Here is a 24539-nt window from a genome sequence, read left to right as displayed (position 1 = left end):
CGGCGAGTAGCGTGCCCCGCTCCGGGAGCAAGGCGGAAAACCCGGCGCTAAGGTGAGAAAAGGGGCGCGGGGGGTGAGCCGTCACGGAGGTCCGGTGAGCGATCGGAGTGTGCGGCCGTACGGGACGCGGCCGGCCGGGTCGGCACGCCGACCGGAACAGCCGCGGTTCACCGAACGGTGGCTCGAGGCCAACGCGGACGTCACGGCCGCCCTGCTCGCCGGGCGGGAGGAACCCGCCGTCCTGGAGATGATCGTCGGGCGCGCCCGCCGTATCCTCCGCACGGACCTCGGCGTCCTCGCCCTCACCGAGGGCGACACCGGACGGCTGCGGGTGGCGCTGGCTTCCGGGAAGGAGGCCGAGACGTACCGGGGCAGGCTCCTGCCCCGCCGCGGATCGTTCGCGGGAGCCGCCGCCGAGGCCGGGAAGCCGATCACGAGCACCGACCTCGCACGTGATCCGCGGATCACCGCGGGGGCGCCCAGGGCGCGGGGGCTGGGGCCGGCGGTCGCCGTCCCCATGGTCGCCGGGGAAGGGGTGCGCGGAGTGCTGCTGCTCGCCCGCCGCGACCCGCTCGACGTCTTCACCGAGGCGGAGACCGGCCCGCTGCTCGCCTTCGCGGGGCACGCCGCGATCGCCATGGAACTCGCCGACCACCGGCGCGACGCCGAGCAGGTCGCGCTGCTGAAGGATCGCGACCGCATCGCACGGGACCTGCACGACCTGGCGATCCAGCGGCTGTTCGCCACCGGGATCTCGGTGCAGAGCGCGCTGCGCTTCGTCGAGCACGAGGAAGCCCGCGCCCGGCTGCTCCGCGCCGTGGACGACCTGGACGAGACCACCAGGATCATCCGCTCGACGATCTTCGGTCTCCGGGCCGGGCGGGGGAGGGAGGGCAGCGGCCTGCGCGCCCATGTCGTCCGGGCGGTGGAGGACGCCGTACCCGCCCTCGGGTTCACCCCCTCCCTCCGGCTGGAGGGCCTCATCGACACTGACGTGCCCGCGGAGGTCGCCGACGCCGTCCGTGCGGTGCTGGGGGAGGCGCTCACCAACGTCGCCCGGCACGCACGGGCGACCACCGCCGAGGTGGTCCTGGCCGTCACCGACGGTACGGCGACGCTGTCGGTGCAGGACGACGGGGTGGGCATGCCGGACGGCGGCCGGCGCAGCGGCCTCGCGAACCTCGCGGACCGCGCGGAGCGGCTCGGCGGCCGGCTCTCGGTCGCGGCCCCCCGGGAGGGCGGCACCCGCGTGACCTGGTCGGTGCCCCTCGCCCGCCGGTGACCGGACCCGGTGCGGCGCGCGGGATCAGCGGTCCCGGGTGCCGTCGCCCTCCGGCCGTACGCCCTCCTCCGTGGCGATCACCGCGGCCTGGATGCGCCGCTCCACGCCGAGCTTGCCCAGCAGCCGGGAGATGTTGTTCTTGACCGTCTTCTCCGAGAGGTACAGCCGATCGCCGATCTCCCGGTTGGTGAGGCCCTCGCCGATGAGGGCGAGGATCTCCCGCTCCCGTGGAGCCAGGCCGGAGAGCGGCCCCTGCTCCCCGGACTCCTCGGGCTCGCCCCGGAGGCTGTCCAGCAGCCGGCCGGTCGTGGCCGGATCCAGCATCGACTGCCCCGACGCGACCGTGCGCACGGCCGCGACCAGGTCGGAGTTCTTGATCTGCTTGAGGACGTAGCCCGCGGCACCGGCGAGGATCGCGTCCAGCAGCGCCTCGTCGTCGTCGAAGGAGGTGAGCATGAGGCACGGCAGGTCCGGCATCCGGGAGCGCAGCTCCCGGCACACCGCGACGCCGTTGCCGTCCGGGAGCCTGACGTCGAGGACCGCCACGTCGGGCCGGAGCGCGGGACCCCGGGCCACGGCCTCATCGGCCGTCGACGCCTCGCCCGCCACCCGGATGTCGGGCTCGTCCTCCAGCAGGTCCCGCAGTCCGCGCCGCACCACCTCGTGGTCGTCCAGCAGGAAGACGCGGATCGGCGCGCTGGCGGAGGTGCCGGACGCGGCGGACTCGCCGGACCCGGCGGACCCGCCCGGCCCGGTCACGGGTCCCCGGGCGGAGGCGCCGACGCGCCCCCGCCGTCCCGCCGGGCGGTCCCCGCGGGCGGGCCCTCCGGCAGCTCCAGGCGGAACCCGACGTCCACGACGCCTTCGACCGCCCGCGCCATCCGGGCCGCCACCGGGACGAGCGCGGTGTCGCGGAACCAGCCCGTGAGGGTCACGACTCCGCCGTCGACCTCGGCGTCCACGGTGGCCCCGCCGAGCGGGAACAGCGGGTCGATGACCTGCCGCCGGACATCCTCCGCGATGTCGTGGTCGGACCGGAGGAAGACCTTCAGCAGATCGCCGCGGCTGACGATGCCGGTCAGCCGCCCCTCGCCGTCCACGACCGGAAGCCGCTTCAAGCGCCGCAGAGCCATGGCCCGGGCGGCCTCCGCGAGGGTGGCGTCGGCCCGTACCGAGACGGCGGGCGTGGTCATCAGGCCCCGTGCGACCACCGCACCGGCCTTGACGATGCCGTCCGGCCACCGGGCCGGGTCCGCCACGGGCAGCGGGCTGTCGCGGTACTCCTCCTTGCGCAGCAGGTCGGCCTCCGACACCACGCCGACGACACGGCCGTCGCCCTCCAGCACGGGCAGCGCGCTCACCCGCCACTTCCGCATCGCGGCGACGATCTCCTTGAAAGAAGCCTCCGGCCCGACCGCGACGACCGTCTGCGTCATCACGTCGCTGACCAGGTACGGCGAATGGTCCATGACGATCCTTCCGAGGCCGGAACAGGGCACAGCCCTCGCACCGGACGAGCAAGGTCGGGTTACCACTCCGCCGGCGGAACCCGCTCGTGCGCGCCGAACTGTCACCCGGACGGCGAGGGGGAAGCACCGCTTCGGACGGGCCCCTTCGGGCCGCAGTCGGGACGGGTGGCCCCTCGCCCGCTCGCTCCGCCGCGGCGGACGCTTGAGGGGAGCGCGGCGGCTCCCGCCGCCGGGCGGGAGACGACCCCGACGAAGGGACGTGAGGGTGATGGAACACCCCGTGGTCGTCGGTACCGACGGCTCTCCCCACAGCCTGCGGGCCGTCGACCTGGCGGCCGACGAGGCGGTCCGGCACGGCGTCCCCCTGCGCGTCGTCTTCGCCTCCCTCTGGGAGAGGTACGAGTCGGAGGTCCCCGAGATCGGCGAGGGCGAGCGCCCGCCGTACGAGGCGCTCGCGGAGGACGTCGCCGCGTCCGGCGTGGCGCGGGCCAAGAGGCGCCGGCCGGACCTGGAGGTGACCAGCCGGATCCTGTCCGACGAGCCGGCCACCGCACTCCAGGAGGAGAGCCACGCGGCGTTCGCCGTCGTGACGGGCTCCCGCGGCCACGGCAGCGCCGCCTCGCTGCTGCTCGGCTCGGTGAGCCTCGCGGTGGCCGCCCGGGCCGCCTGCCCCGTCATCGTCGTGCACGGCGACGAGGACACGTGGGACGACCGGTCCCGCCCCGTCGTCCTCGGAGTGAGCGAACTCGCCGAGGGCCAGGCCGCCACCGCGTTCGCCTTCCGTGCGGCGGCGGCACGGCACAGCCCGCTGCTGGCGGTACGGGCCTGGCGGTGCCCCGTCTACGAGCAGGGGGAACACCACCTCGGACACGGCTCGGCGGCGCCCCACGAGGAGAGGGCGGCGGCGATCCTCACCGACGTGCTGGACGAGCCGCAACGGGCGTACCCGGACGTCGAGGTGGAGCGCCGCGTCACCGAGGGGCCGGCCCACCACGTGCTCATGGGCGCGTCCGCGGAAGCCGGGCTCGTCGTGCTCGGCGCGCCGCGCCGGCGCGGCCACGCGGGGCTCCAACTGGGCCGGGTGACGCACGCGCTCCTGCACCGCTCCACGTGCCCCGTCGCCGTGATCCCGGAGAGGCACTGAGCGCGGCCGCGGCGTACGGCGCCGGGCATGTGCCCGGCCGGCGGCGAACGGCCGCGATGTCAGTGCCTCCTCATACGATGCGTAGCGTTCGGACCGGCCGGAACGGGGCGGGTCCAGCCTGGGGAGGGGACTGGCATGGCTGCCGGGACTGCGGTGTCGACGACGTATCTGGAGCTGTCCCAAGAGGGCGGCGGCGCGCACAAGTTCTACGAGGTGAGCGTCGACGGCCTGACGGTGACCGTGCGTTACGGGCGGATCGGGGCCGCCGGGCAGACGCAGACGACGACGTTCGCCACGGCGCAGAAGGCGCAGGCGGCCGCCGCGAAGAAGGTGGGGGAGAAGGTCCGCAAGGGGTACGCCCCGGCGGTGCCGGGACAGCGCGCCCCGCGTGCGGTGACGCGGCGTTCGGTGGCTTCGGCGCCGTCCACGGCGCGCGCGGTGGCCCCCGTCCTGTGGCGGTTCCGCACGGGCTCCTCGGCGTTCGGCATCCACGTCGACGACGAGCGCTGCTGGGTGGGGAACCAGGCGGGCGACGTCTACACGCTGGACCACGACGGCGGCGTCCTCGCCCGGTTCGGCCTGCCGGACGGCGTCAAGTGCCTGGTCGCGGACGACTTCTGGATCTACGCGGGGTGCGACGACGGCCGGGTCTACGACCTCTCCTCGAAGCTGCCGTTCGCCGCGTACGACATCGCGGCGGACGTCGACATCTTCTGGCTGGACATCCACGAGGGCGTGCTGAACGTCTCGGACCGCGCCGGCCTGCTCACGGTCATCGACCACGAGGACGAGCACCAGTGGGCCCGCCGCAGCCAGGGCCAGCACGCCTGGCTGGTCCGCGCCGACGAACGGGCCGTCTACCACGGCCACCACCGCGGCGTCACCGCCTACGCGCCCGACGGCAGCGGCGAGTTGTGGCACACCCCCACCCGCGGCGGCGTCCTGTTCGGCTGGCAGGAGGACGACGCCGTGTACGCGGGCACCGCGCACCACGTCACCCAGCGGCTCTCGAAGGCCACCGGCGCCATCGAGGCCAAGTACACCTGCGACAGCGCGGTGTACTCGTGCGCCACGTCGCCCGGTGGCCGCTTCGTCTTCGCGGGTGACTCGCAGTCCTCCGTCTACTGCTTCGACCGGGACGGCGCACGCCTGTGGAAGCTCGGCACGGGCGGCGGCTCGGCGCTCTCGATGCAGTACCGCGACGAGCGGCTGTACCTGGTGACCACCGACGGCTCACTGGTGTGCGTGGACGCGAGCGAAGCGGCCATCGCGGCGGCGCAGCAGGGCACGGTGCCGGTGGCGCGGGACGTCAAACTCGACGCCGCCCTGCCGACGTACGCGCCGGCCACCGCGGTGGCCGCGGTGGCCACCGTCGCCCACGCCCCCGCCGGGGCCGTCGTCGTCGAGTGCATACAGGACGGCGGCCGCATGCGCGTGCACGTGGTGTCCGAGGGCTACCACCCGTCGTGGAACGTCCAGTTCCCGAGGGCGATACGGGAACCGGGAGCGCGCTACGTCGTGGACGCCCTGCACGCGGCGGCCGGCGGCTTCTACCGGGTCCGCGGCGAGATCCGCCGGCTGCTCTGACCCGGCCGCGCCCGGCACCGCCCGGCACCCTCCCGCGCCTGCGCGCGGCAGTGGTGCGGTGCATCCGTGGGGTGCCAGGGCGAGCCGTGGGCCGGCGGGAGGTGCCGGGGGGTTTTCAACTGCTGGCCTTGAAAGTCGGGTGAGTGAGCGTAACCATGTGTGAGTGAGTGTCGTTGTCAGGGCATGAATCTCACGGAATGGGCGAAGGCGCAGGGTGTGCATCCGCAGACTGCGTATCGCTGGTTCCGTGAGGGGACGCTGCCGGTACCGGCTCAGCGGGTCGGCCCGCGCACGATTCTCGTGAACGTGGGGGGCAATGCCGCGTTCGAAGCGATCGGTGGGCTGGGCCTGTATGCCCGTGTCTCCTCCCATGACCAGAAGACTGACCTGGAACGGCAGGTCGCCCGGCTGTCCCGGTGGGCGGCGCAGGCCGGCCGCGGGGTGGTGCGGGTGGAGGCGGAGATCGCATCTGGTATGAACGGTGCCCGCCCGAAAGTCAAGCGGCTGCTGGCCGATCCGGACGTGACCACGGTGGTGGTCGAGCACAAGGATCGGCTGGGCCGGGTGAACACCGAACTTGTCGAAGCCGCCTTGTCCGCGCATGGGCGCCGCCTCGTGGTCCTTGATGACGGCGAGGTCGAAGACGATCTGGTGCGCGACATGGTGGAGGTGCTGACCTCGTTCTGCGCTCGCCTGTACGGTCGCCGGTCGGCGAAGAACCGGGCCCGCAAGGCTTTGGAGGCCGCCGAGCATGGCTGACTCCACACTGCGCACGATCGAGGCGCCGTTCGTTGCGCTGGGCCCGTCCGGGGTGGCTATCCGCACAAGTATCAAGTGCATGTCCCAGCGGGACCGTGAGGTGCTGTCCCTGGTGGGCGCACACCTTGGTTCGCTGGCTTCCGCCGACCTCAAGGCACGTTGCCGGGCGGGCACCGATCACGACGGTGACCAGTGGGCGGAGCGTAAGCGGGCCCTGACCGAGGAGTCGTCCTCACGCTGGGCCGGGAGCATCACGAAGGCGACCCACGACCAGTGGGGCCTGGCGCGCCGTGCCCAACTCGCCCACATCCACGACCTTGAGGCCGGGGTGCGCACGATCGCGCACCGCCTGTCCCAGCCCGTCGGGGAGAAGGGCACGAAGCGGGCGCCGGGCGGCTACCGCACGAAGCGGGAGTGGTTCCAAAAGACCCGGCGCCTACATGTGCTGGAAGACCGGCTGGAGCGCGAGCGGTCCGATCGTGAGGCCGGTGTCGTGCACGTGGCGCGGGGCGGGAAGCGACTGGCCCGAGGCCGGCACCATCTGGAAGCCGCCCAGCTGAGCGAGCACGAGTGGCGCAGGCGCTGGAGCGCCGTACGCTGGTTCCTCCAGGCAGACGGGGAGTCGGGGAAGCGTTTCGGGAACGAGACCATCCGTGTCAGCTCCGACGGCGAGGTCAGCATCAAGCTCCCGGCTCCGCTGGCGCATCTGGCCGGCGCCCCGCGCGGCCGGTACGTGCTCGACGGCCGGATCAACTTCCACCACCGCGGCGAAGAGTGGGCCGACCGCGTATCGGCGAACCGTGCTGTCGCCTACCGCATCCACCTGGACGTGGACCGGGGCCGCTGGTACCTCACCGCGTCGTGGACGCTCCCGCCGGTCCAGACCGTTCCCCTGACCACAGCCAGAGCGAACGGCCTCCTTGGTGTGGACACCAACGCCGACCACTTCGCAGCGTGGCGTCTGGATGAGCACGGCAACCCGATGGGTGAGCCCCGCCGGTTCTTCTACGACCTCGACGGGCCGGCCACCTGCCGGGACGCCCAGGTAAGGCACGCTGTCACCCGCCTCCTTCACTGGGCACGGCGCGAAGGCGTCTGCCTCGCGATCGAGGACCTGGACTTCGGCGCGGACAAGACGCGGGAGAAGCACGGCCGCAGGAAGCGGTTCCGCAAGCTGATCTCCGGCATGCCCGTCGCCAGACTGCGGGCACGGCTCGTGTCCATGGCCGCCGAACTCGGTATTACCATCGTCGTCGTCGACCCCGCCTACACCTCCCGCTGGGGCGCCGAGCACTGGCAGAAGCCCCTCAGCAGCAAGAACCGCAAGACCACCCGCCACGACGCCGCCGGCGTCGCGATCGGGCGACGCGCTCTCGGGCACCGCATCCGGCGACGGACGGCACCGCCCCCACACGACCAGAGCGATCGTGTGGGGCATCGGACCGCTCAGGCCGGACACGGCACCCGTGGGCGTAAGGAAACCCGCCCCCGCATCCCCGGACCACGGACACGATCCGTGTCGCCGGACGCGGCGCGAACGCGGGCGACCAGCGCATCCACAACCGTTCGGGATGCGCCAGTTGACCAGGTTTGGGCCCAAGGCCCACTCCTGCTCACTGATGAGGAACGGTACGGTCCGAACGCAGTGCCGCGGATGCTCCCTGACCGGCAGGGCGGCAGGCACCTACCGCGCGGATATCCGACATGCTCGTTCTCGCCGTAGCCTTCGCGGTCCTCGGCGCCGCCAGCAACGCCGCGGGCACGGCGTTCCAGCGCAAGGCCGCGGCCACCGTGCCGCAGGGCGGCGGGCTGCGCCTCCTCCTCGCGCTGGTACGCAAGCCGGCGTGGCTGATCGGCATCGCCGGGGTCACCCTGGCGGCCGTCAGCCAGGCGGTGGCCCTGGCCAACGGGCCGCTCTCCCTGGTGCAGCCGGTCTTCATCCTGGAACTGCCGTTCGCCCTGCTGATCGGCACCTACCTGCTGCACCGGCGGCTCCCGGGAGAGGGCTGGTGGGCCGTGGCCGCCGTGGTCGCCGGGCTCGCGCTGGCCCTCGGCGCCGCCGCCCCGAGCGGGGCCCGGGACCTGGCGCCGATGACCCGGTGGGTCCCGGTGCTGATCGCCTGCCTGGGCGCGATGGCCGCCGCGGTGGCCGTCAGCGTCCGCGCCCCCTCCGGCCTGCTGCGCGCGGTCGTCCTCGGCTCGGCGTCCGCCGTGGGCAACGCGCTGACCGCCGCGCAGTTGAAGACCGCCACCCACGTCCTGATCAACGACGGCCTGGTCGCGTTCCTGACGACCTGGCAGACCTACGGGTTCGCGCTCTGCGGCATCGCCGCCGTCCTGCTGCTGGAGAACGCCCTGCAGGCGGGCCCACTCGCCGCCTCGCAGCCGGCCCTCACCATCGGCGACGCCACGGTCAGCCTCGTCCTCGGGGTGTTCCTCTTCGACGAGAGCATCCGCCTGGGGTGGTGGCTGCTCCCCGGCTGCGCCGGCGTCGCCCTCGTGATCGCCGGCGTCCTCGTGCTGGCCAGGGCCGTCCCCAACGTCCGCGTCCTGACGGGCTGACCGCCGCCCGCGGCGCGGCCGGGGCCGCCCGGCGCCCGGGGGCGGGCGCGCCGGTGCCCGTGAGCCGTTGCATGGGAGTTTCCTGTGAACGGCACCTTCGGGCGCGGCCGTTCCGCCGAGCGCCCTAAGCTGATCGCTTTCGATCAACTCCCGTTGCACCGAGGGGCGTTCGCGTTGAGCGATCTGGTTATCCGAGGCACCGTCATGGAGGACCTCAGAAAGACATTCAGCACGATCACCCGCCGCATGGAGAACGTCCGGAAGGTGATCGGCGGCGCCGACGGGGACGCCGTGGGCGCCGAGAAGCTCGCCGACGAGGTGCACGACTTCGCCGACGAGTGGAAGTACGGCATCACGCAGATCGGCGAGACCACGGCCGCCACCGTGGACATGATCGACGAGATCGCCACGAAGTTCGACGAGCTGGACAAGGACCTCATGGAGACGCTCACGAAAGCGGAGGCCGGCTGACCGTGGCACCACCCGACCCCGCGCGCCGCTTCCCCACCCTCGGCTTCGACCCCACCCCCGGCGACGTGCACCGCACCAGGAGCCTCGCCAAGCGGATCGGCGGCGTCGCCGGCGAACTGCGCGACACCGTCGCCGACCTGGAGCGGATATCGTGCGGCGCCTGGAAGGGGAAGGCCGCCGTCGCCTTCTCCGACTACGTCTCCGACGACGTCACGCCCAAGCTGCGCGAGGCCCGGGACTCCTTCGAGAAGGCATCGCACGCGCTGAACCGCTGGTCGCACCAGCTGGAGGACTTCCAGGAGGAGGCCGCCGACCTCGAACGCGAGGCGAAGCGGAAGCAGCAGGAGGCCGACGACGCCAAGCTGGCGCTGAAGGGCGCCACCGGCGCGGTCGAGGACAGCGACGGCGAGCGCGAGGAGAAGCGCGCCGAGAAGGACAAGGAGCGCAAGGAAGAGGCCTCGTCGAACGCCGACGACGCGCTCCAGCGCGTCATCGACCGCGCCGGGGAACTGCGCGACCGCTACCAGGCCGCCGCCGAGCGGATCACGGACGACCTCGACAGCGCCAGCGACATGGCGCCCAACGAGCCCGGGCTGTTCGACAGGATCACGGGCGGCATCGCCGACGCCTTCGGCGACGCCGTCGACTGGGTCCAGGACCACGCCGACTTCATCAAGGCCATCGGCGACCTGCTGAGCACCCTCAGCGGCATCCTCGGCGTCCTGGCCATCATCACCGCGCCGTTCGAGCCCATCGGCGCCATCTTCGCCGTCGCCTCCATGGTGACCAGTGCGCTGGCCCTGGTCACCCACCTGACGGCCATGGCCGCGGGCGCCGACGTCAGCTGGCTGGACATCGGCATCGACGCGCTGGGCATCATCCCCGGCGTCAAGGGCGCGATCGGGGGCGCGCAGCTCGCGAAGGGCACCAACGCGGTGGCGCGCGCCGCGAAGCTGGGCAGCTCGTACAGAGGGGTCACCGGAATCGGGAAGACCTTCGTGCTGTTCGGGCCGCTGAAGTCCTTTCCGCTCATCAAGGGCGGCAGCCGGATGATGCTGGCGGCGGAGAGCACGTACCAGAACGTCCGGATGGGCCAGTGGCTCGGCACCCAGGGGATCAACCTCCTCGCCAAGCCGCTCATCAAGGCCGACGAGCTGATCGCCCCCATGTCGCAGCTGGGCCGCGGCATCGACGCGGGCATCAAGGGCGCGCTCACCGGCTACAAGATCAAGGGGCTGGCGGAGCGCGACTTCGGCTTCGGCGACAGCTTCGCCAACGCGGCGACGGCCCGGTGAGCGACATGAGCGGGACGAACGAGCCGCACGAGTCGAACGGGACGGTCGACGTCCCGCCGCCGCCCATGGGGTTCCACGTCCCGGAGGGCATGCACGCCGTCTCCCTCACCCTCGACCCCGCCGAGCGGGCCGAGGCCGCCGCCGAGCTGGTCCGGGACGTCTTCCCCAAGGGCGACCCGCAGCTCTGGGAGGCGATGGGCGCCATCTACGTCCCCGTGCTGGAGGCGATGGCCGGCTCCGGCGTCTGCTTCACCGGGATCGGCATCTACGACGACCAGGAGGGCGGCGTCGCGCACTGCTCGCTCACCGTCGCCGCGATGGAGTCCGACCACGAGGACGCCGAGGCGGCGGCGCTCGGGCTGCGCGAGATCTTCGGACGCCGCCCCAAGCACGACGTGCGCTGGCTCGACCTGCCCTGCGGCCCCGCCGTCGCCGTCGTCACCGTCAAGGCGCTGACGATCGACGGCGAGTACACCGGGTCCGGCGAGGACTCGCGGCTCATCACGGGCCAGATCCAGGTGTACGTCCCGTTCCCCACCGGTCCGTACATCGCGGTGTTCACGCTCGACACCAGCGCGATGAACCAGTGGGACGACCTGAGCGAGCTGATGGCGGAGATCGTGAAGTCGGTGGCGTTTCCTGCGCCCGAAGGCACGGAGGGAGGCTGACGGCATGGACTGGTATCCGGACCGGGACGAGACGCTGGAGTGCCGGGTGCGGGCGGACTTCGCCGCCGGCGTGGCGCCGCGGGTGGCGGGGGCGCGCTGGTTCCGGGACACCGGCCGCCGCGACATCCAGGGCGAGCTGCGGGCGCAGCAGGGCTGGCCGGAGGGCCCGGAGTTCTCCGTACGGCCCGCGGGGGAGCGGGCGGCACGGCGCACCGGGCGGGTGCTGGGCATCGGCATCCCGGCCGTCCTGAACGTCGTCTCGAACGCGCTCGGCGGCAGCGGCTCCCCGTTCGGCGGCGTGTCCGTACGGGGCCGGCCGGACGAGCCGGAGAACGAGGTCGACGACTTCCCCGTCATGTGGGCCGGACCGGGTGCCGCGGCCCGCAGCGCCCCCTGGCAACTCGACCCGGGCCGGCGTCCGGACGCGTACCGCACGCACCTGGCCCTGACCGACCGCCGGCTGGTGTTCCTCGGCACCACCGCGGGCTCCGTCGGCCCGGCGGACGTGCTGTGGGAGGTGCCGCGCGACGCGGTCGGGGAGCTGCGGCGGATGCCGTACAGCGAGCTGGAGGCCGACGTGCGCCTCACCTTCGCCGACTCCTCCTGGCTGCGGCTGACGACGAAGAACCCCGACGACGCGGCCCTGCTGCTCCGGCAGTTGCAGGGGGCGGTCGGCAGCCTGAAGAAGTCGGATCTGACGGAGGGGCAGCGGATCCGGGTGGACCGCTTCATGGGCGAGCTGCCCAAGGACGCCGGGGAGCCGGCGTTCACGGTGCTGCCCAGCGGCATCGTCCAGGTGAGCTGCCAGGTCCCCGCGAAGCGGGCGCCCGGGCACTACGAGACCCACTCGATCCTCATGGACGCGGCAGGAGCCCCGGCCGAGCCCCGGCCCGGCGACCTCTGACCGCGGGCCTGTCAGTGCCGGATGGCAGTATCCCGGCATGAGCGGCGGGGGTTTTGACTGGCGTGCGTTCCTCGGGCGTTGGCAGGCGGAGTGGGTTCCGCGGGCCGACGAGGACGAGGACGACGGCGAGGGCGGCGAGGGGGCCGTCTCCGCCCTCGGGCGGGCCGGTGCGGGGGAGGCGGTGATCGCCGCGGCCGAGGAGCGGCTGGGGGCGCGGCTGCCGGCGTCGTACCGGGAGTTCCTCGCCGTGACCGACGGCTGGCACGTGGACGAGACCGCCGGGGTCTACCGGTTGGGGGGCGCCGCCGACATCGACTGGTTCCGCGACCCGTACGACGTGAGCCCGGTGTACGAGGACAACCTGGGCGACCGGCCGCGCGAGGAGGACGTGCTGCTGGCCGGCATGTGGCGGCGGGCGCTGCGGCTGGAGACGGACTCCGACATGTCGCACGCGCTGCTCGACCCCGGCGACGTCGGCCCGGACGGCGAGTGGGCGCTCTACGTCTTCAAGGGCTGGAGCGGAGAATCGCCGGACCGCCACCCGTCGTTCCGCGCGTACATGGAGGCCATGTACCGCGAGTTCCACAGCGACCGGGCCGAGAGCCCCGACTTCGTGAACGCGACCACGCGGGCCCAGGACGCCCGGGTGGAGGAAGCCCGCCTGCTGGCTCTGCGCGGACGGCACGAGGAGGCGGTGGCCCTGCTCGAGGAGGCGCAGTCCTACGGACGGCCGCGCACCACCGCCCTGCTGAACCAGCTCCGGCACCTGAAGGCCCCGCGGAGCACCTGCGACTACGGCGGCCTCGTGGCCGACCCGCGCTACCTGCCCGACCTCCTGCCCGCGCAGGCCATGCCCCGGGGGTACGGCGGCCGGCGCCGGGACGAGGCGGAGGGATGGCTCAGGATGATGGTCGCCCGCGAGGTCGAGAGGGAGACCGCCGAGGCCGTGTGGAACGGGGTGCGTGACGGCACCCACCGCTACGCGCCCGCCGGCGGCTGGGGCCGCGCCGTCGCCCGGGCCAGGGAGGCGGCCGAGTGGGGGCGGACCGACGAGGCGTGGCGGATGCTGCGGGCCGCGCTCCCCGCGTGGGAGGCGCCCGGGCCCTCGCTGATCGCCCCGATCGGCCTGCTCGCCGACCCCGTGCTGGGTCCGCTGGTCACGCCCGAGCGCGGGCGGGAGATCCTCGCGACCCCGCGGGCCGGGCAGCCGGGGCCCGCTCCCGAGCCGGCGCCCGACCTCGACCCGCCGGGCCTCGCGTGGCTGGCGGAGCGTGCGGCCGACCGGCTGCCGTGGAACGGCTACCGCGGCGTGTGGATCGAGGGCGCCGACCCCGCCGGCCTGGCGGCGCTGATCGGGGAGGAAGGCGCCGAGCTGAGCGCGCCCACCGACCCGCGCGAGGCGTCCAGGAACGCACCCGCGCCCCACGAGCGGGAGGGCGTGGAACTCTGGGAGGACCGGGCCGTGGTCGCCGTCGGACGCACCGCACAGGACTGGGCGTTCGCCTTCGAGACCCACTCCCACCACCGGCTGAACGCGCGGTTCCGGTCCCCGGCCGCGGCCGCCTCGGCGGCCGGCCGCGCGGCGGTGGTCTGGCGCGACCCGGTGAACCGCGCCTCGCCGGACTCGGCGGACCACCCGGCCGCGTTCCACTTGTCCGTGGCCGAACAGGGCGAGGAACTCTACGCGTTCACCGTACGGGGCACGGAGGCCGAGCGCTCCGGCGCGATACCCGGAGCCCTGGACCCCGCCCTGCTGTTCCGCCCGGAGGACTCCGGGCAGCAGCGCGAGGCGCGCGTGCTGACGGCCCTCCACGCCGAACTCGGGCTCTCGCTGCCCCGCTTCGCCCTGACGGAGGGCAGGCTCCGCACGTTCACGACCCGGTCCTGGACCCGGGAACCGGGGGACGGCGAGCCCTTCGGCTACGCCTACGTCACCGTCGGGCAGCCCCGGCGCTGAACGCGGGCGGGCAGCCGGCCTGTCGTCCCCCTCGCGCCGCGATCCTTCTGCATATCCGTTGAAATGACGGCGTGTCATCCTCCGGCGTCGGCCGTGGCGTCCGGTGGTGACGGTGTGTGTCGTGCATGATGCTCACCGTGTCGGTATGGGAGCCGGTGGCGGTACTGCTCGGTGTGGTGGTCGGCGGGGTCGCGGCGCTGCACGGGCTGGGAGCGTGGCTGCGCGGCGGCGCGGGCGCGCTGGAGTCGGGGCCGTTCAGCGGCGGGCTGCCGCCCGCGGAGCACGCGTTCTCCCGGTTCCACGTGCGCTGGTATCCCGTGACGATGATCTTCCTGGCGTTCGACATGGAGATGCTGTTCATGTACCCGTGGGTGCGCGTGGTCGGCGAGATGGGCACGCCGGCCGTGGTGGAGATGTTCCTCTTCCTGGGCATCCTCTTCGCGGGCGTCGTCTACGCCCGGCGCGAGGGCGCACTGCGGTGGGCCTGAGGACCGCGCTGAGCCGGATCGCGACCCGGCGACCCGCCGTCCTCCTGGCCGTTCACCCCGGTGGCACCCAGGCGCGGCTCGCCGTGGAGGCGGGCCTGCGGCGGCGCGGCTGGCCGGTGGCCGCGAGCCCGGCGGCGGCGAGCGGGCTGCTGGTCGTCGGTGCGGGCGGGCCGGCGGACGGCGCGTGGGTGGACGCGCTCTGGGGGCAGATCCCGTACCCCAAGGCGCGGTCCGCGGTGGCCGGTCCGTCCGGCGTCGAGACGGCACTGGACGCGCTGGTGCGGCCCGTGGCGGCGCCCGCCGGCGGTGGTCACGACGAGGGGGGCGGGCACGAGGGCCACCGAGGTCACGAGGGGCACGAGGGGCAAGAGGGCCACGGCGGCCGTCAAGGCCACGGCAGTCACCATGGGCAGGACAGCCAGGACAGCGCGGGTCATCAGCACCACGGCGGCCACGGCGGCCACGGAGCCTCGCACTCCCACATCGGCCCGGTGGCCGGGTTGCCCATGGCCGAGCGCGCCGACGACCGCGACGGGCTCCGGCTCGACCGGCTCCACCTGCCGCTCGGGCCCGGGCTCACCGACTGGCCCGCCGGACTCGTACTCGACGTGGCACTGCAGGGCGACGTCGTGCAGCGCGCAGCCGTGCGGACGGTCCCGCCCCCCGACGGCGGGCTGCCGTACTGGGACGAGCCGTGGCTGCGCGCCGCGCGCGGGGAGGACGTCCGGCGCGGCACCGCCGCGCGGCGCTGCTGCGCCGCGCATCTGGACAGCGTCGGCCGGCTCCTGGCCGTCTCCGGCTGGCCCGATCCCGCCGCCCGCGCGCGCCGCTTGCGCGACGCCGTGCTCGGCGGGGCGCCGGTGCGGGCGTGGGGTGCGGAGTTGGGGCGGCTCGCGCGTCGGGTGCGGGGGTCGCGGGTGCTGCGGGAGTCGACCGCCGGGCTGGGCGCGCTGCCCGCCGCGCGGGCGCGCCGGTCCGGGGTGACCGGGCCCGCGGCGGCGGCCGACGGCGACGCGTACGACCGGCTGCTCGTCTGGCTCGACGAGGCCGGGCGCCGCGCCGCCGAGGCAGACGACGGCCGGCTCCTCGCCCCGTACGACCAGGAGGGCCCGCGCGGCCGGCTCGACGGCCCGCGGCCGCCGTCGCGCGCTCTGCTGGACGTCCTGCCCGAGTTGCTGCCCGGTGCCGAGTTCACGTCCGCGCGCGTGATCGTGGCCAGCCTCGACCCGGACCTCGACGGCCCGGCGGTGGCCGTCCATGGCTGACACCGCGCCCGTGTGGGCCGTCGTGCTGCTGCCGTTCGCCCTCGCCGCCGCCGCGGCCGTCGTCGCCGGCTTCGACGCCGTGCTGGCCGCGGCCGCCGAACGGGGCCGCTCCGGCCGCCCGTTGCGCGCCGCACCGGCACCGCTGCACGCCGGGCTGCGGATGCTGGGCCAGCAGCCGAGGCGTACGGCCGCGGGCGATCCGTGGCTCGGCCGGCTCGGGATCGCCCTCGTGCCCGTCGCCGCCGTGCTCGCCGGCGCCGTGCTCCCGTGGGGGTTTCGGGCCGTCACGGATCCGGTCGTCGGCGTGGTGTGGTTCAACGCGATGGAGGTGCTGGCGTGGGCGGCGGTGTGGCTGGCCGGCTGGGGGCCGAACTCGGCGCTGTCGCTGATCGGCGGCTACCGCTTCCTCGCCCAGGGCATGGCGTACGAACTGCCGCACATGTTCGCGCTCACCACCGCGGCGCTGGGCGCCGAGTCGCTGCGCGTCGGGGAGGTGGTGGCGGCGCAGCGGGGGCTGTGGTTCGCGGTGTGGATGCCGGCGGCGTTCGCCGTGTATCTGCTGAGCGCGCTGGCGATGGCCTTCTGGGGCCCGTTCGACCACCCCCTCGGGCGGGACGCGGCGGGCGGCGCGGCCGCCGAGTACGCGGGCGTGGACCGGCTGGTGCTGCTGGCCGGCCGGTGGCTGCTGCTGGTGGTCACCGCCGGGTTCAGCGTGCCGCTGTTCCTCGGCGGCGGCTACGGGCCGTGGCTGCCGGCGTGGGCGTGGACGCTGCTGAAGACGGCCGCGGTGCTCGGCCTGCTCGTCGCCGGGCGGCGGCTGCTGCCGGCGCTGCGCATGGAGCGCTACATGGAGTTCGCCTGGGCGGTGCTCGTGCCGCTGACCCTGGTGCAGGCCCTGGTCGTCGCCGTCGTGGTCCTCGGCCGATGAGGTCCCGGCCGACGCGGGCCCGGCCGGAGGCCGCCCGGCCCATGGTGGAAGGAGTCCGGCGCGATGCCCGATGACGCCGTGTTCTGGGTCCTCGCCGTCCCGGCCGTCGCGAGCGGGGCCATGGTCTTCCGCCTCGACTCCATGGCACGTGCGACGTACGCGCTGCTGCTGTCCCTGCTCTGCGTCGGCGGCCTGGTCATCCGGCTCGGCCTCGACTACCTGGGCGTGGTCGTCATCCTCATGATGACGATCGAGATGGCCCTCATGGCCGTGTTCATGGTGATGTTCATGATGAACCCGGCCGGGCTGATGCCCATGTCGATGCTCCACAACAAGCGGGGCGCGGCCGCGATCTGCGCCGGGGTCTTCGCCCTGCTGGCCGCCGGCATCCTGCTCGCCCCCTGGCCGCGGCGGCGGGGCCGGCCGGACGACGACCCGACGATGGCGCTGGGCGAGTCGCTGATGGGCCCGCACATGCTGACGATGATGACGCTGGGCCTCGCCCTGTTCACCACCATCGTCGCCACCGTCGTGCTCGCCACCGGCCGCGGCCGCTACGACCGCTTCGGCGACGACCTGCGCGCCCGCCGCCCCGCCGACCCCGTACGTCCGGGGGCGCGCCGGTGACGCTGGAGCCCGTTCTGCTGGTGGCCGCCGCGCTCTTCTGTGTCGGGCTCTTCGGCGCCCTCTCCCAGCAGTCGGTCGTGATGCTGATGATGGGCCTGGAGCTGATGCTCGGCGGCGTCATCCTCGCCGCCGCCGCGGTCTGGCGCTTCGTCGCGCCCGCCGCCACCGACGGGCAGGTGCTCGTCGTGCTGGCCGTCACCGTGATGGCGGTGGAGATGGCCGTCGGCTTCGCCGTGGTCACGGCCCTCTTCCGGACCCGCGAGGTCGACATGACCGACGACGCCGCGGAGCTGAAGGGGTGAGCGCGGCCCTCTGGGCGCTGGTCGCCGTGCCGCTCGCCGCCGGTGCGCTGCTCGCCGCGGCCGGGCGCCGGGCCGACCGGTACGCGCCCGCCGTCGCCGTCACGGCCTCCGCCGCCACGCTCGTGGCTGCCGTGTCCGTCGCCGCGGCCCGGCCGCAGACGCAGGTGCCGCTGCTGGCGGGACTGCCGTTCGGGCTCGGCGCGCACGGGCTGTCCGGGCCGATGGCGGTGGCCGTCGCCGCCGTCACCCTGGCCGTGCTCGTCTCCAGCGCCGCCGGCGCCGGCGCCCGGGAGCCGCGCGCCCGCTTCTTCGGCCTCATGCTGCTGTTCTGCGGCGCCATGCTGGTCACCGTCACCGCGACCGCCCTGCCGGCGCTGCTCATGGGCTGGGAGTTCATGGGCGCCACCTCCTGGGCGCTCATCGGCTTCCAGTGGCGCGATCCGGTACGGGCCGAGGCGGCGGGCGTCGCGTACGTGACGACCCGGGCCGCGGACCTCGGGCTGTACCTCGCCGCCGGCGCGGCCCTCGCCGGCGGCCGGGCGACGGGGCTGGACCTCGACCGGCTGCACGAGGTGCCCGCCCCCTGGCTGCACCTGCTGACCGCGGGCGTCCTCGCCGCGGCACTGGGCAAGTCGGCCCAACTGCCGGTCAGCTTCTGGCTGTCCCGGGCCATGCAGGGCCCGAGCCCCGTCTCGGCGCTGCTGCACTCCGCGACGATGGTCGTGGCCGGCGCGTACCTGCTGCTCCGGGTGCAGCCGCTGCTCGCCGTCTCCGGCTGGGGCGACGACGCCGTGGCCTGGACGGGCGCGGCGACCGCGCTCGTGCTCGGCCTGGTCGCGGTGGCGCAGCGCGACCTCAAGCAGCTCCTCGCCGCGTCCAGTTGCGCGCAGATCGGCTTCATGGTGCTCGCCGCCGGGGTGGGCGCGACGACCGGCGGCACCCTGCAACTCCTCGCGCACGCCGCGGCGAAGAGCCTGGCGTTCCTCGTCGCGGGTTTCTGGCTGACGGCGTTCGGCGCCGGGACCCTGCCCGCGCTGCGCGGCGCCGCCGGGCGGAACGTCGTCGCCGGGGCGGCGTTCACCGTGGCCGCCCTCGGCCTCGCCGGGGTGCCGCCGCTGTCGCTGTGGGCCGCGAAGGACCTGCTGCTGGCCGGGGCGCTGGAGTACGGCCCCGCGCTGTACGCGGCGGGCCTGGCGGCGGCCGTGGTCTCGGCGGTCTACGCCGTCAAGGCCCTGTGGTACGTGTGGCATCCGCCCGGACCCGTACCCCGCCGAACCGCCGCGCCGCCCACGGAAACGGCAACGGAACCACGGGCGGGAACGCCGACGGATGCCCCCGCGGAAGCACCGACGGACACGTCCACGGATACGCCCACGGAGACTCCGGTGGAAGCGCCGGCCCCGCGGAGCGGCGCCGGGTCCGGGCCGCCGGGACGCGGCCCCCGGGCCCTCCCCGTCCCCGAGGCGCTGTCCTTCGCCGTGCTCGCCCTCGCCGTCGCCGCCCTGGCCGCCCTCGCGCTGCCCGGCCCCCGCGCCGCCGTCGCCGACCGGATCGGCGCACGCGGCGAAGCCGCCCCGTACGCCTGGGAGTTCGCGCTCACCGCCGCCCTCGCCCTCGCCGCGTCCGCCGCCACGTGGGCCCGCTCCGGCCGCCGCGGCCACCTCCCCGCGGGCCTCACCGCCCCCTTCGCCGGCTGGCTCGGCATGGAGGCCGCCGCCCGCGCCCTCCTCGTCCGCCCCGTGCTGCGCCTCGCCGCCGCGCTGGCCGCCTTCGACGACCGGGTACTCGACCGCGGCGTCGACGGCCTCGCCCGCGGCACCGTCCGGTTCGCCGGCGGCGTCGACCGCGGCGCGGAGGCGGCCGTCGACGGCGCCGTCGAGGCGGTCGGCGCCGCGAGCCGCGCCCTGGGCCGGCTCGCCCGCCGCCCGCAGACCGGCCAGTTGCACGCCTACCTCGCCCAGGCCGTCGCGGCCTTCACCGTCCTCGCCGCCGTCTTCGTCCTCGTGAGGTGACCGCCCCCGTGCTCACGGCCCTCGTCTTCCTGCCCGCCGCCGCGGCCGCCGCGCTGCTGTGCCTGCCGCGCGCCGCCGGCCGCCGGGTCTTCCTGCTCACCTGGGCCGCCGTCTCCGCCGCCGTCCTCGCGCTGACCGTCGCGCTGTGGACCGGCTACGACCACGGCGGCGGCATCCAGTACGAGACGCACGCCCGCTGGATCCCCAGCGCCGGCATCGGCTACCACGTCGGCGTCGACGGCCTGTCGCTGCCGCTGCTGGCGCTGACCGCCGTGCTCTTCCCGGCCTGCGCGCTGTACGCGCTGCGCGAGACCCGCCGGGTGCGGGAGTTCGCCGCCCTGTTCCTCTTCCTGGAGACCACCTGCCTCGGCCTCTTCGCCTCGCTCGACCTCATCCTCTTCTTCGTCTTCTTCGACCTGTCGATCGTCGCGATGTACTTCGTCATCGCCGGCTGGGGCCACCCGGGCGCCGCGCGCGCCGCGCAGAAGTTCTTCCTCTACACCTTCGCCGGCTCGCTCGCGCTGCTGCTCGGGTTCATCGGCCTCTATCTCGCCGCCGACCCGCACACGTTCGACATCGTCGCGCTGGCCGGGGAGAACCCGCTCGCGGGCCGGTCCGGCTACGGCGCCCTGGTGCTGCTGGCGGTCGGCCTGGGCCTGGCCGTGAAGACGCCGACGGTGCCGTTCCACACCTGGCTGCCGCCGGCCCACACCGAGGCCCCGGCGGCCGGCTCGGCGATCCTGGCCGGGGTGCTGCTGAAGATGGGCACGTACGGGTTCCTGCGCATCGCCATGCCGCTGCTGCCCGAGTCGTGGCGCACGTACGCCCCGGCCTTCGTCGCCGTCGGCGTCGTCTCCGTGCTCTACGGGGCGCTGGTGGCCCTGGCGCAGACGGACTTCAAGCGCATGATCGCGTACACCTCGGTCAACCACATGGGCTACATCCTCCTGGCCCTCGGCGCCGCCGCCGCGCTCGGCGCGGACACGGCCGCCGCCCGGCGGCTCGCCGTGACCGGCGCGACGTACCAGATGGTCAGCCACGGGCTGCTGACGGGCGCGCTGTTCCTGCTCGCCGGCGTGCTCCACGAACGCGGCCGCACCTACGCCATGGACGCCTACTCCGGCGTCGCCGCCCGCGCCCCGGCCTTCGCCGCGCTCACCGGCGTCGCCGTCTTCGCCTCCCTCGGGCTGCCGGGGTTCTCCGGCTTCATCGCGGAGTTCCAGATCCTGGCCGGCAGCCTCGGCCCGCGCCCGGTGGCGACCGCGCTGGCCGTGCCCGGCATCCTGCTGACCGCCGCGCTGCTGGTACGGGCCCTGCAGCGGATGTTCCTCGGCCCGCTGCGGCTGCCCGACTCGCCCGGTACGCCGCGGCCGTTCCCCGACCTGCGCGCGCACGAGGCGGCGGCGATCGTCCCGCTGCTGGCCCTCGCCGTCGTGCTCGGCGTCTTCCCCCGCTTCGTGCTCGACGTCGTCGAGCCGTTCTCGCGCACCGTCCTGGAACTCGTCGCCCGATGACCGGGACGACGGGCGGCATGAACGAGAACCCGCTCGACCTGCTGCCCGAGGTGCTCCTCGCCGGCTCCGCCGTGCTCGGCCTGCTGCTCGGCGCCTGGCTGCCGCGGCGGCGGCAGTGGCTGGTCGCCGCGCTGGGCCTGGCGGCGTGCGCGGCGGGGATCGCGGCCGCGATCCGCCGGGCGGCGGCCGGCGGCGGGCCCACGGCCGCCTTCGACGGGGCCTTCGCCGTCGACGCCGTGACGTCGACCGGCCGCGTCGTCATCCTCGCCGGCACCGCGGTCGTGCTGCTCCTCGGCCTCGCCCCGTTCCGCGGCGACGCGCGCGAGAGCGAGTTCCACGTCCTCGTCCAACTCGCCGCCCTCGGCGCCCTGATGCTCGCCGGCGCCCAGGACCTGCTGCTGCTCGCCGCCGCGTACCTGCTGGCGAGCGTGCCCTCGTACACCCTGGCGGGCTTCCGCAAGGACGCGCCCGGCACCGAGGCGGCACTGAAGTACTTCGTCACCGGCGCCCTGCTCGGCGTCGTCATGCTCGCGGGCATCACCGTGCTGTACGCGGCCGGGCGCGCCAGCGCGTACCCCGCACTCGGCGGCGAACTGCCCCGCGCCCCGGCCGTCCTCGTCACCGCCGGCACCGTGGGGCTGCTGGCCGGGCTGCTCTTCAAGACCGGCGCCGTACCCGGCCACTTCTGGGTGCCCGACGCCGTCGAGGGCAGCAGCCCGCCCGCCGCCGCACTGCTCACCACCCTGCCCAAGGTCGGCGCCCTCGCCGCGCTCCACCGGCTGGCCGCGGTGCCGCTCGCCGGCACCCGGATGCCCTGGGACGAACTGGTCGCGGTGCTGGCCGCCGCGTCCATGACGCTCGGCAACCTCGCCGCGTTCTTCCAGACCGACGTCAGACGGCTGCTCGCCTACTCCACCGTCAGCCAGGTCGGCTACCTGCTCCTGCCCGTCGCGGTCGCCACCCGCGCCGACGAGGCCCAGCGGGCGCTGCTGTTCTACCTCGCCGGCTACGCCGTGACGAACCTCGGCGCCTTCGCCGTCGTCTGCGCCCTGCCCGGTGCCCGCACCCTCGCCGGCTACCGCGGCCTGCTGCGCGCGCACCCGGGCCTCGCGCTCAGCCTCGCCGTCTGCCTGCTCGGGCTGCTGGGCACCCCGCCCACCGCCGTCTTCCTCGGCAAGCTGGAGGTCTTCACCGCGGCCTTCGACGGCGGCTACGCCTGGCTCGCCGTCCTCGCCGCGGCCAACACCGTCGCCTCCCTCTTCTACTACCTGCGCTGGATCCGCCCGGCGTTCGCCACCGCCGGCGGGCCGGGGCCCGGGCCGCTCGTCCGGCCCGCGGCCCTGACCGCGTACGCCGCGGCCGCCGCCTCCGTCGCCCTCGGCGTCGGCGCGGGACCGGTCCTGGACCTCCTCGGCGGCCCGCTCGCCCGCTGAGCGGCGGCCGCGGCGCCCGGCGCGGGGTCAGTCGCAGGTGACGCTGTCGCGCGGGGTGTAGGTGGTGGTGAACGTCTCCCGGTCGACCTCCCGGCCGCCGGACTTGAAGATCCGCTCGACCGCGACGTCGAAGCCCTCCAGCGGGGTCTGCGGCTCGCAGGCCGCCGCGTCGCCCTTGCGGCTGCCCGGCTCCTGCACGTTGGTCCGGGGGCCCTTGACGGACTCGATCTCGTCGTACTTCCTGGTGCCGAGGAAGGAGATGGTCACGGAGTCCTCCGTGGCACCGGCCCGGACGTAGATGGCGTTGCCCGAGTCGTTCCTGAACTTCAGGTCGAGGCTGCCCCAGGCCACGGTCGCCTCCCGGCCCTCGGGATAGCGCTCGATGTAGAACGAGTGGGCCCCGTACTCCTCGAAGCCGACGCCCGCGAAGAAGGCGGCGTTGAAGACGGTGGTGGCCACCGCGGAGACCCCGCCGCCGGTGGCCCGCGTGTACTTGCCGTCCAGGATCATGATGCCCTCCACGAAACCGTTGGCCTCCGTCCGCTCGCCCACGGTGTCGTTGAAGCTCCACGTCCCGCCGGGCATGACCACCGAGCCGTCGATCAGCTTCGCCGCCTGCCCGACGTTCTGCGTGCGGTACGGCGCCGGCGGGAACTCGACGGTGAAGGTCGACATCTGCTCCCTGATGCCCAGCCGGCCGGCGTTCTCGCCGGTGAGCTCCGGCTGGACGACCCGGGTGGCCACCCGTCCCGTACGGGCGTCCGCGCCCTCCTCGGGCAGCAGCTCCAGCACCGCCCGCGACAGCGCCCGGGGGGTGATCTCGCGTCCCGCACTGCCCTCGGAGGCCACCGTGACCTTCGCGCCGTCCCAGTCCAGCCGGGCGTTCTCGGCCTCGTCGGTGGCCTCCCGGACCGCGGCCGCCACCTCGGACTCGCCGAGGAGGCCGCGGCCGTCGAGCCGGGGCGTCAGCTTCTCCGAGGCGTCCGGCTCCATCGTGAGGTGGCCGGCTACCGCCGCCGGTTCTATCGCTATCTCCCCGCCGTCCGGGACGGTGAGCGTGACCGGCCCGGACATGGCCGGAGCGGCGAACCCGGCCATGGCCCGGTCGACCTCCTCGGCGCCGACGCGGGGCTCGACCCGGCGCACCGGGAGCGGCAGCGGGTCGCTCCCCCGGCCCGGGGCGGAGTTCTCCAGCTCCGCCAGCGCCCCGTCCACGTCGAGCTGCCTGCCGCCGCGCGGCTGTACGGCCGCGGCCTCGCCGCCGTGGAAGGAGACCGAGCCCTCCCGCACCTTGCGGTCGTACGACTCGGCGAGGGCGGTCAGCGCCGCGCGGCCCTTCTCCCCGTCCACGCGGATCACCGGCTCCACGTCGCCGCCGCCCCCGGAGAAGAGCCGGCCGATGACGGTCAGCGGGCCGGAACCCGACTGTGCGGCGGCGGCCGCGGTCTCGTCGGCGTCCACCGTGATGCCCGCCGCTGCCGTGCCGAGTTCGCCGGGCTGGTCGCCCATGCGTATCCGCAGGGTTTCCGGTACGAGCCGGTCGCTGTTCCGCTCCAGCTTCGCCTGGGCCTCCGCGCGGCTCAGGCCGCCGATGTCGAGGCCGAGCACGCGGGTCCCCGAGGGTATGTCGTCACCGCCCGCGAGCAGGCCGACGAGGCAGAGGAGGCCGAAGACCGCGGCGGCGGCCCCGGCCGCGACGCCCGCCACCAGGCGCGGCCGGTAACGGCCGGCGGGCGGGCGGTCCGGTGTCTCGCCGTCGACGGTATGGAGCACGGACTCTCCTCTTCATGGCTAAGTCTCTTGGCGATCGCCGCCGCCGCGCGGGAACCGGTGCGGTGCCGCGGGCGGCCGGTCGCGGGGGAGGGGCCGGGT

Annotated in this window: 22 protein-coding genes; 19 read left to right on the top strand and 3 right to left on the bottom strand. The window is 74.6% G+C overall.

Going from position 1 to position 24539, the window contains the following annotated elements:
* The first annotated feature begins 94 nt into the window (after nucleotides 1–94).
* Complete coding sequence (locus tag LG396_RS07145) at nucleotides 95–1282, top strand: GAF domain-containing sensor histidine kinase (protein WP_225794083.1); 1188 nt, start codon at nucleotides 95–97, stop codon at nucleotides 1280–1282.
* A gap of 24 nt (nucleotides 1283–1306) precedes the next feature.
* Here LG396_RS07145 and LG396_RS07140 read toward each other — a convergent pair whose 3' ends face one another.
* On the bottom strand, nucleotides 1307–2041 hold the full coding sequence (locus tag LG396_RS07140; RefSeq protein ID WP_308190068.1) for a response regulator: 735 nt from the start codon (nucleotides 2039–2041) through the stop codon (nucleotides 1307–1309).
* Complete coding sequence (locus tag LG396_RS07135) at nucleotides 2038–2751, bottom strand: CBS domain-containing protein (protein WP_225794082.1); 714 nt, start codon at nucleotides 2749–2751, stop codon at nucleotides 2038–2040. The genes LG396_RS07140 and LG396_RS07135 overlap by 4 nt, the downstream gene beginning before the upstream one ends.
* Before the next feature lie 268 nt (nucleotides 2752–3019).
* Here LG396_RS07135 and LG396_RS07130 point away from each other — a divergent pair, with 268 nt between their 5' ends.
* The 18 genes from LG396_RS07130 (at nucleotide 3020) to LG396_RS07045 (ending at nucleotide 22667) form a co-directional block, all read left to right on the top strand.
* Nucleotides 3020–3895: a universal stress protein gene (locus LG396_RS07130; protein ID WP_225794081.1), complete on the top strand. Its 876-nt coding sequence runs from the start codon at nucleotides 3020–3022 to the stop codon at nucleotides 3893–3895.
* Nucleotides 3896–4030: 135 nt separating this feature from the next.
* On the top strand, nucleotides 4031–5482 hold the full coding sequence (locus LG396_RS07125; protein ID WP_225794080.1) for a WGR domain-containing protein: 1452 nt from the start codon (nucleotides 4031–4033) through the stop codon (nucleotides 5480–5482).
* Between the two features lie 183 nt (nucleotides 5483–5665).
* Entirely contained in the window at nucleotides 5666–6241 is a 576-nt protein-coding gene (locus LG396_RS07120) for an IS607 family transposase (protein ID WP_225794079.1), read from the top strand.
* Nucleotides 6234–7964, top strand: coding sequence for a transposase (locus tag LG396_RS07115; RefSeq protein WP_225794078.1), 1731 nt, complete (start codon nucleotides 6234–6236; stop codon nucleotides 7962–7964). The genes LG396_RS07120 and LG396_RS07115 overlap by 8 nt, the downstream gene beginning before the upstream one ends.
* Nucleotides 7946–8803, top strand: a complete 858-nt coding sequence (locus LG396_RS07110; RefSeq protein ID WP_037742475.1) for a DMT family transporter — start codon at nucleotides 7946–7948, stop codon at nucleotides 8801–8803. The genes LG396_RS07115 and LG396_RS07110 overlap by 19 nt, the downstream gene beginning before the upstream one ends.
* Nucleotides 8804–9007: 204 nt before the next feature.
* Nucleotides 9008–9274, top strand: a complete 267-nt coding sequence (locus tag LG396_RS07105; protein ID WP_225794077.1) for a hypothetical protein — start codon at nucleotides 9008–9010, stop codon at nucleotides 9272–9274.
* A gap of 2 nt (nucleotides 9275–9276) precedes the next feature.
* Nucleotides 9277–10569, top strand: a complete 1293-nt coding sequence (locus LG396_RS07100; RefSeq protein ID WP_018839846.1) for a putative T7SS-secreted protein — start codon at nucleotides 9277–9279, stop codon at nucleotides 10567–10569.
* Between the two features lie 5 nt (nucleotides 10570–10574).
* Nucleotides 10575–11237 (top strand): hypothetical protein, encoded by a 663-nt coding sequence (locus LG396_RS07095; protein ID WP_225794076.1) that lies wholly within the window; start codon nucleotides 10575–10577, stop codon nucleotides 11235–11237.
* A gap of 4 nt (nucleotides 11238–11241) precedes the next feature.
* Nucleotides 11242–12141: a hypothetical protein gene (locus LG396_RS07090; protein ID WP_225794075.1), complete on the top strand. Its 900-nt coding sequence runs from the start codon at nucleotides 11242–11244 to the stop codon at nucleotides 12139–12141.
* A 37-nt stretch (nucleotides 12142–12178) separates the two neighbouring features.
* The gene (locus LG396_RS07085; protein WP_225794074.1) at nucleotides 12179–14098 is read left to right on the top strand and encodes an SMI1/KNR4 family protein; all 1920 of its coding nucleotides are present in this window, start codon (nucleotides 12179–12181) and stop codon (nucleotides 14096–14098) included.
* Between the two features lie 125 nt (nucleotides 14099–14223).
* Nucleotides 14224–14586 (top strand): NADH-quinone oxidoreductase subunit A, encoded by a 363-nt coding sequence (locus LG396_RS07080; RefSeq protein ID WP_027745242.1) that lies wholly within the window; start codon nucleotides 14224–14226, stop codon nucleotides 14584–14586.
* Nucleotides 14577–15851, top strand: a complete 1275-nt coding sequence (locus LG396_RS07075; RefSeq protein WP_225794073.1) for a hypothetical protein — start codon at nucleotides 14577–14579, stop codon at nucleotides 15849–15851. Before LG396_RS07080 ends, LG396_RS07075 begins: the two co-directional genes overlap by 10 nt.
* Nucleotides 15844–16779 (top strand): complex I subunit 1 family protein, encoded by a 936-nt coding sequence (locus LG396_RS07070; protein ID WP_225794072.1) that lies wholly within the window; start codon nucleotides 15844–15846, stop codon nucleotides 16777–16779. The genes LG396_RS07075 and LG396_RS07070 overlap by 8 nt, the downstream gene beginning before the upstream one ends.
* Nucleotides 16780–16842: 63 nt before the next feature.
* Nucleotides 16843–17406, top strand: a complete 564-nt coding sequence (locus tag LG396_RS07065; RefSeq protein WP_225794071.1) for an NADH-quinone oxidoreductase subunit J — start codon at nucleotides 16843–16845, stop codon at nucleotides 17404–17406.
* On the top strand, nucleotides 17403–17708 hold the full coding sequence (gene nuoK / locus LG396_RS07060) for an NADH-quinone oxidoreductase subunit NuoK (protein WP_018839838.1): 306 nt from the start codon (nucleotides 17403–17405) through the stop codon (nucleotides 17706–17708). Before LG396_RS07065 ends, nuoK begins: the two co-directional genes overlap by 4 nt.
* The gene (locus LG396_RS07055) at nucleotides 17705–19720 is read left to right on the top strand and encodes a proton-conducting transporter transmembrane domain-containing protein (RefSeq protein WP_225794070.1); all 2016 of its coding nucleotides are present in this window, start codon (nucleotides 17705–17707) and stop codon (nucleotides 19718–19720) included. The genes nuoK and LG396_RS07055 overlap by 4 nt, the downstream gene beginning before the upstream one ends.
* 8 nt (nucleotides 19721–19728) lie before the next feature.
* Nucleotides 19729–21234: a complex I subunit 4 family protein gene (locus tag LG396_RS07050; RefSeq protein ID WP_225794268.1), complete on the top strand. Its 1506-nt coding sequence runs from the start codon at nucleotides 19729–19731 to the stop codon at nucleotides 21232–21234.
* A complete protein-coding gene (locus LG396_RS07045; RefSeq protein ID WP_225794069.1) occupies nucleotides 21231–22667 on the top strand; it encodes an NADH-quinone oxidoreductase subunit N in 1437 nt (478 codons plus the stop codon). Before LG396_RS07050 ends, LG396_RS07045 begins: the two co-directional genes overlap by 4 nt.
* A 27-nt stretch (nucleotides 22668–22694) precedes the next feature.
* Here LG396_RS07045 and LG396_RS07040 read toward each other — a convergent pair whose 3' ends face one another.
* Nucleotides 22695–24440, bottom strand: coding sequence for a VanW family protein (locus LG396_RS07040; RefSeq protein ID WP_225794068.1), 1746 nt, complete (start codon nucleotides 24438–24440; stop codon nucleotides 22695–22697).
* Nucleotides 24441–24539: the final 99 nt, after the last annotated feature.

The sequence above is a fragment of the Streptomyces aculeolatus genome (assembly GCF_020400605.1).
Lineage (GTDB): Bacteria > Actinomycetota > Actinomycetes > Streptomycetales > Streptomycetaceae > Streptomyces > Streptomyces aculeolatus.
This window is presented reverse-complemented; position numbering and strand designations above follow the sequence as displayed.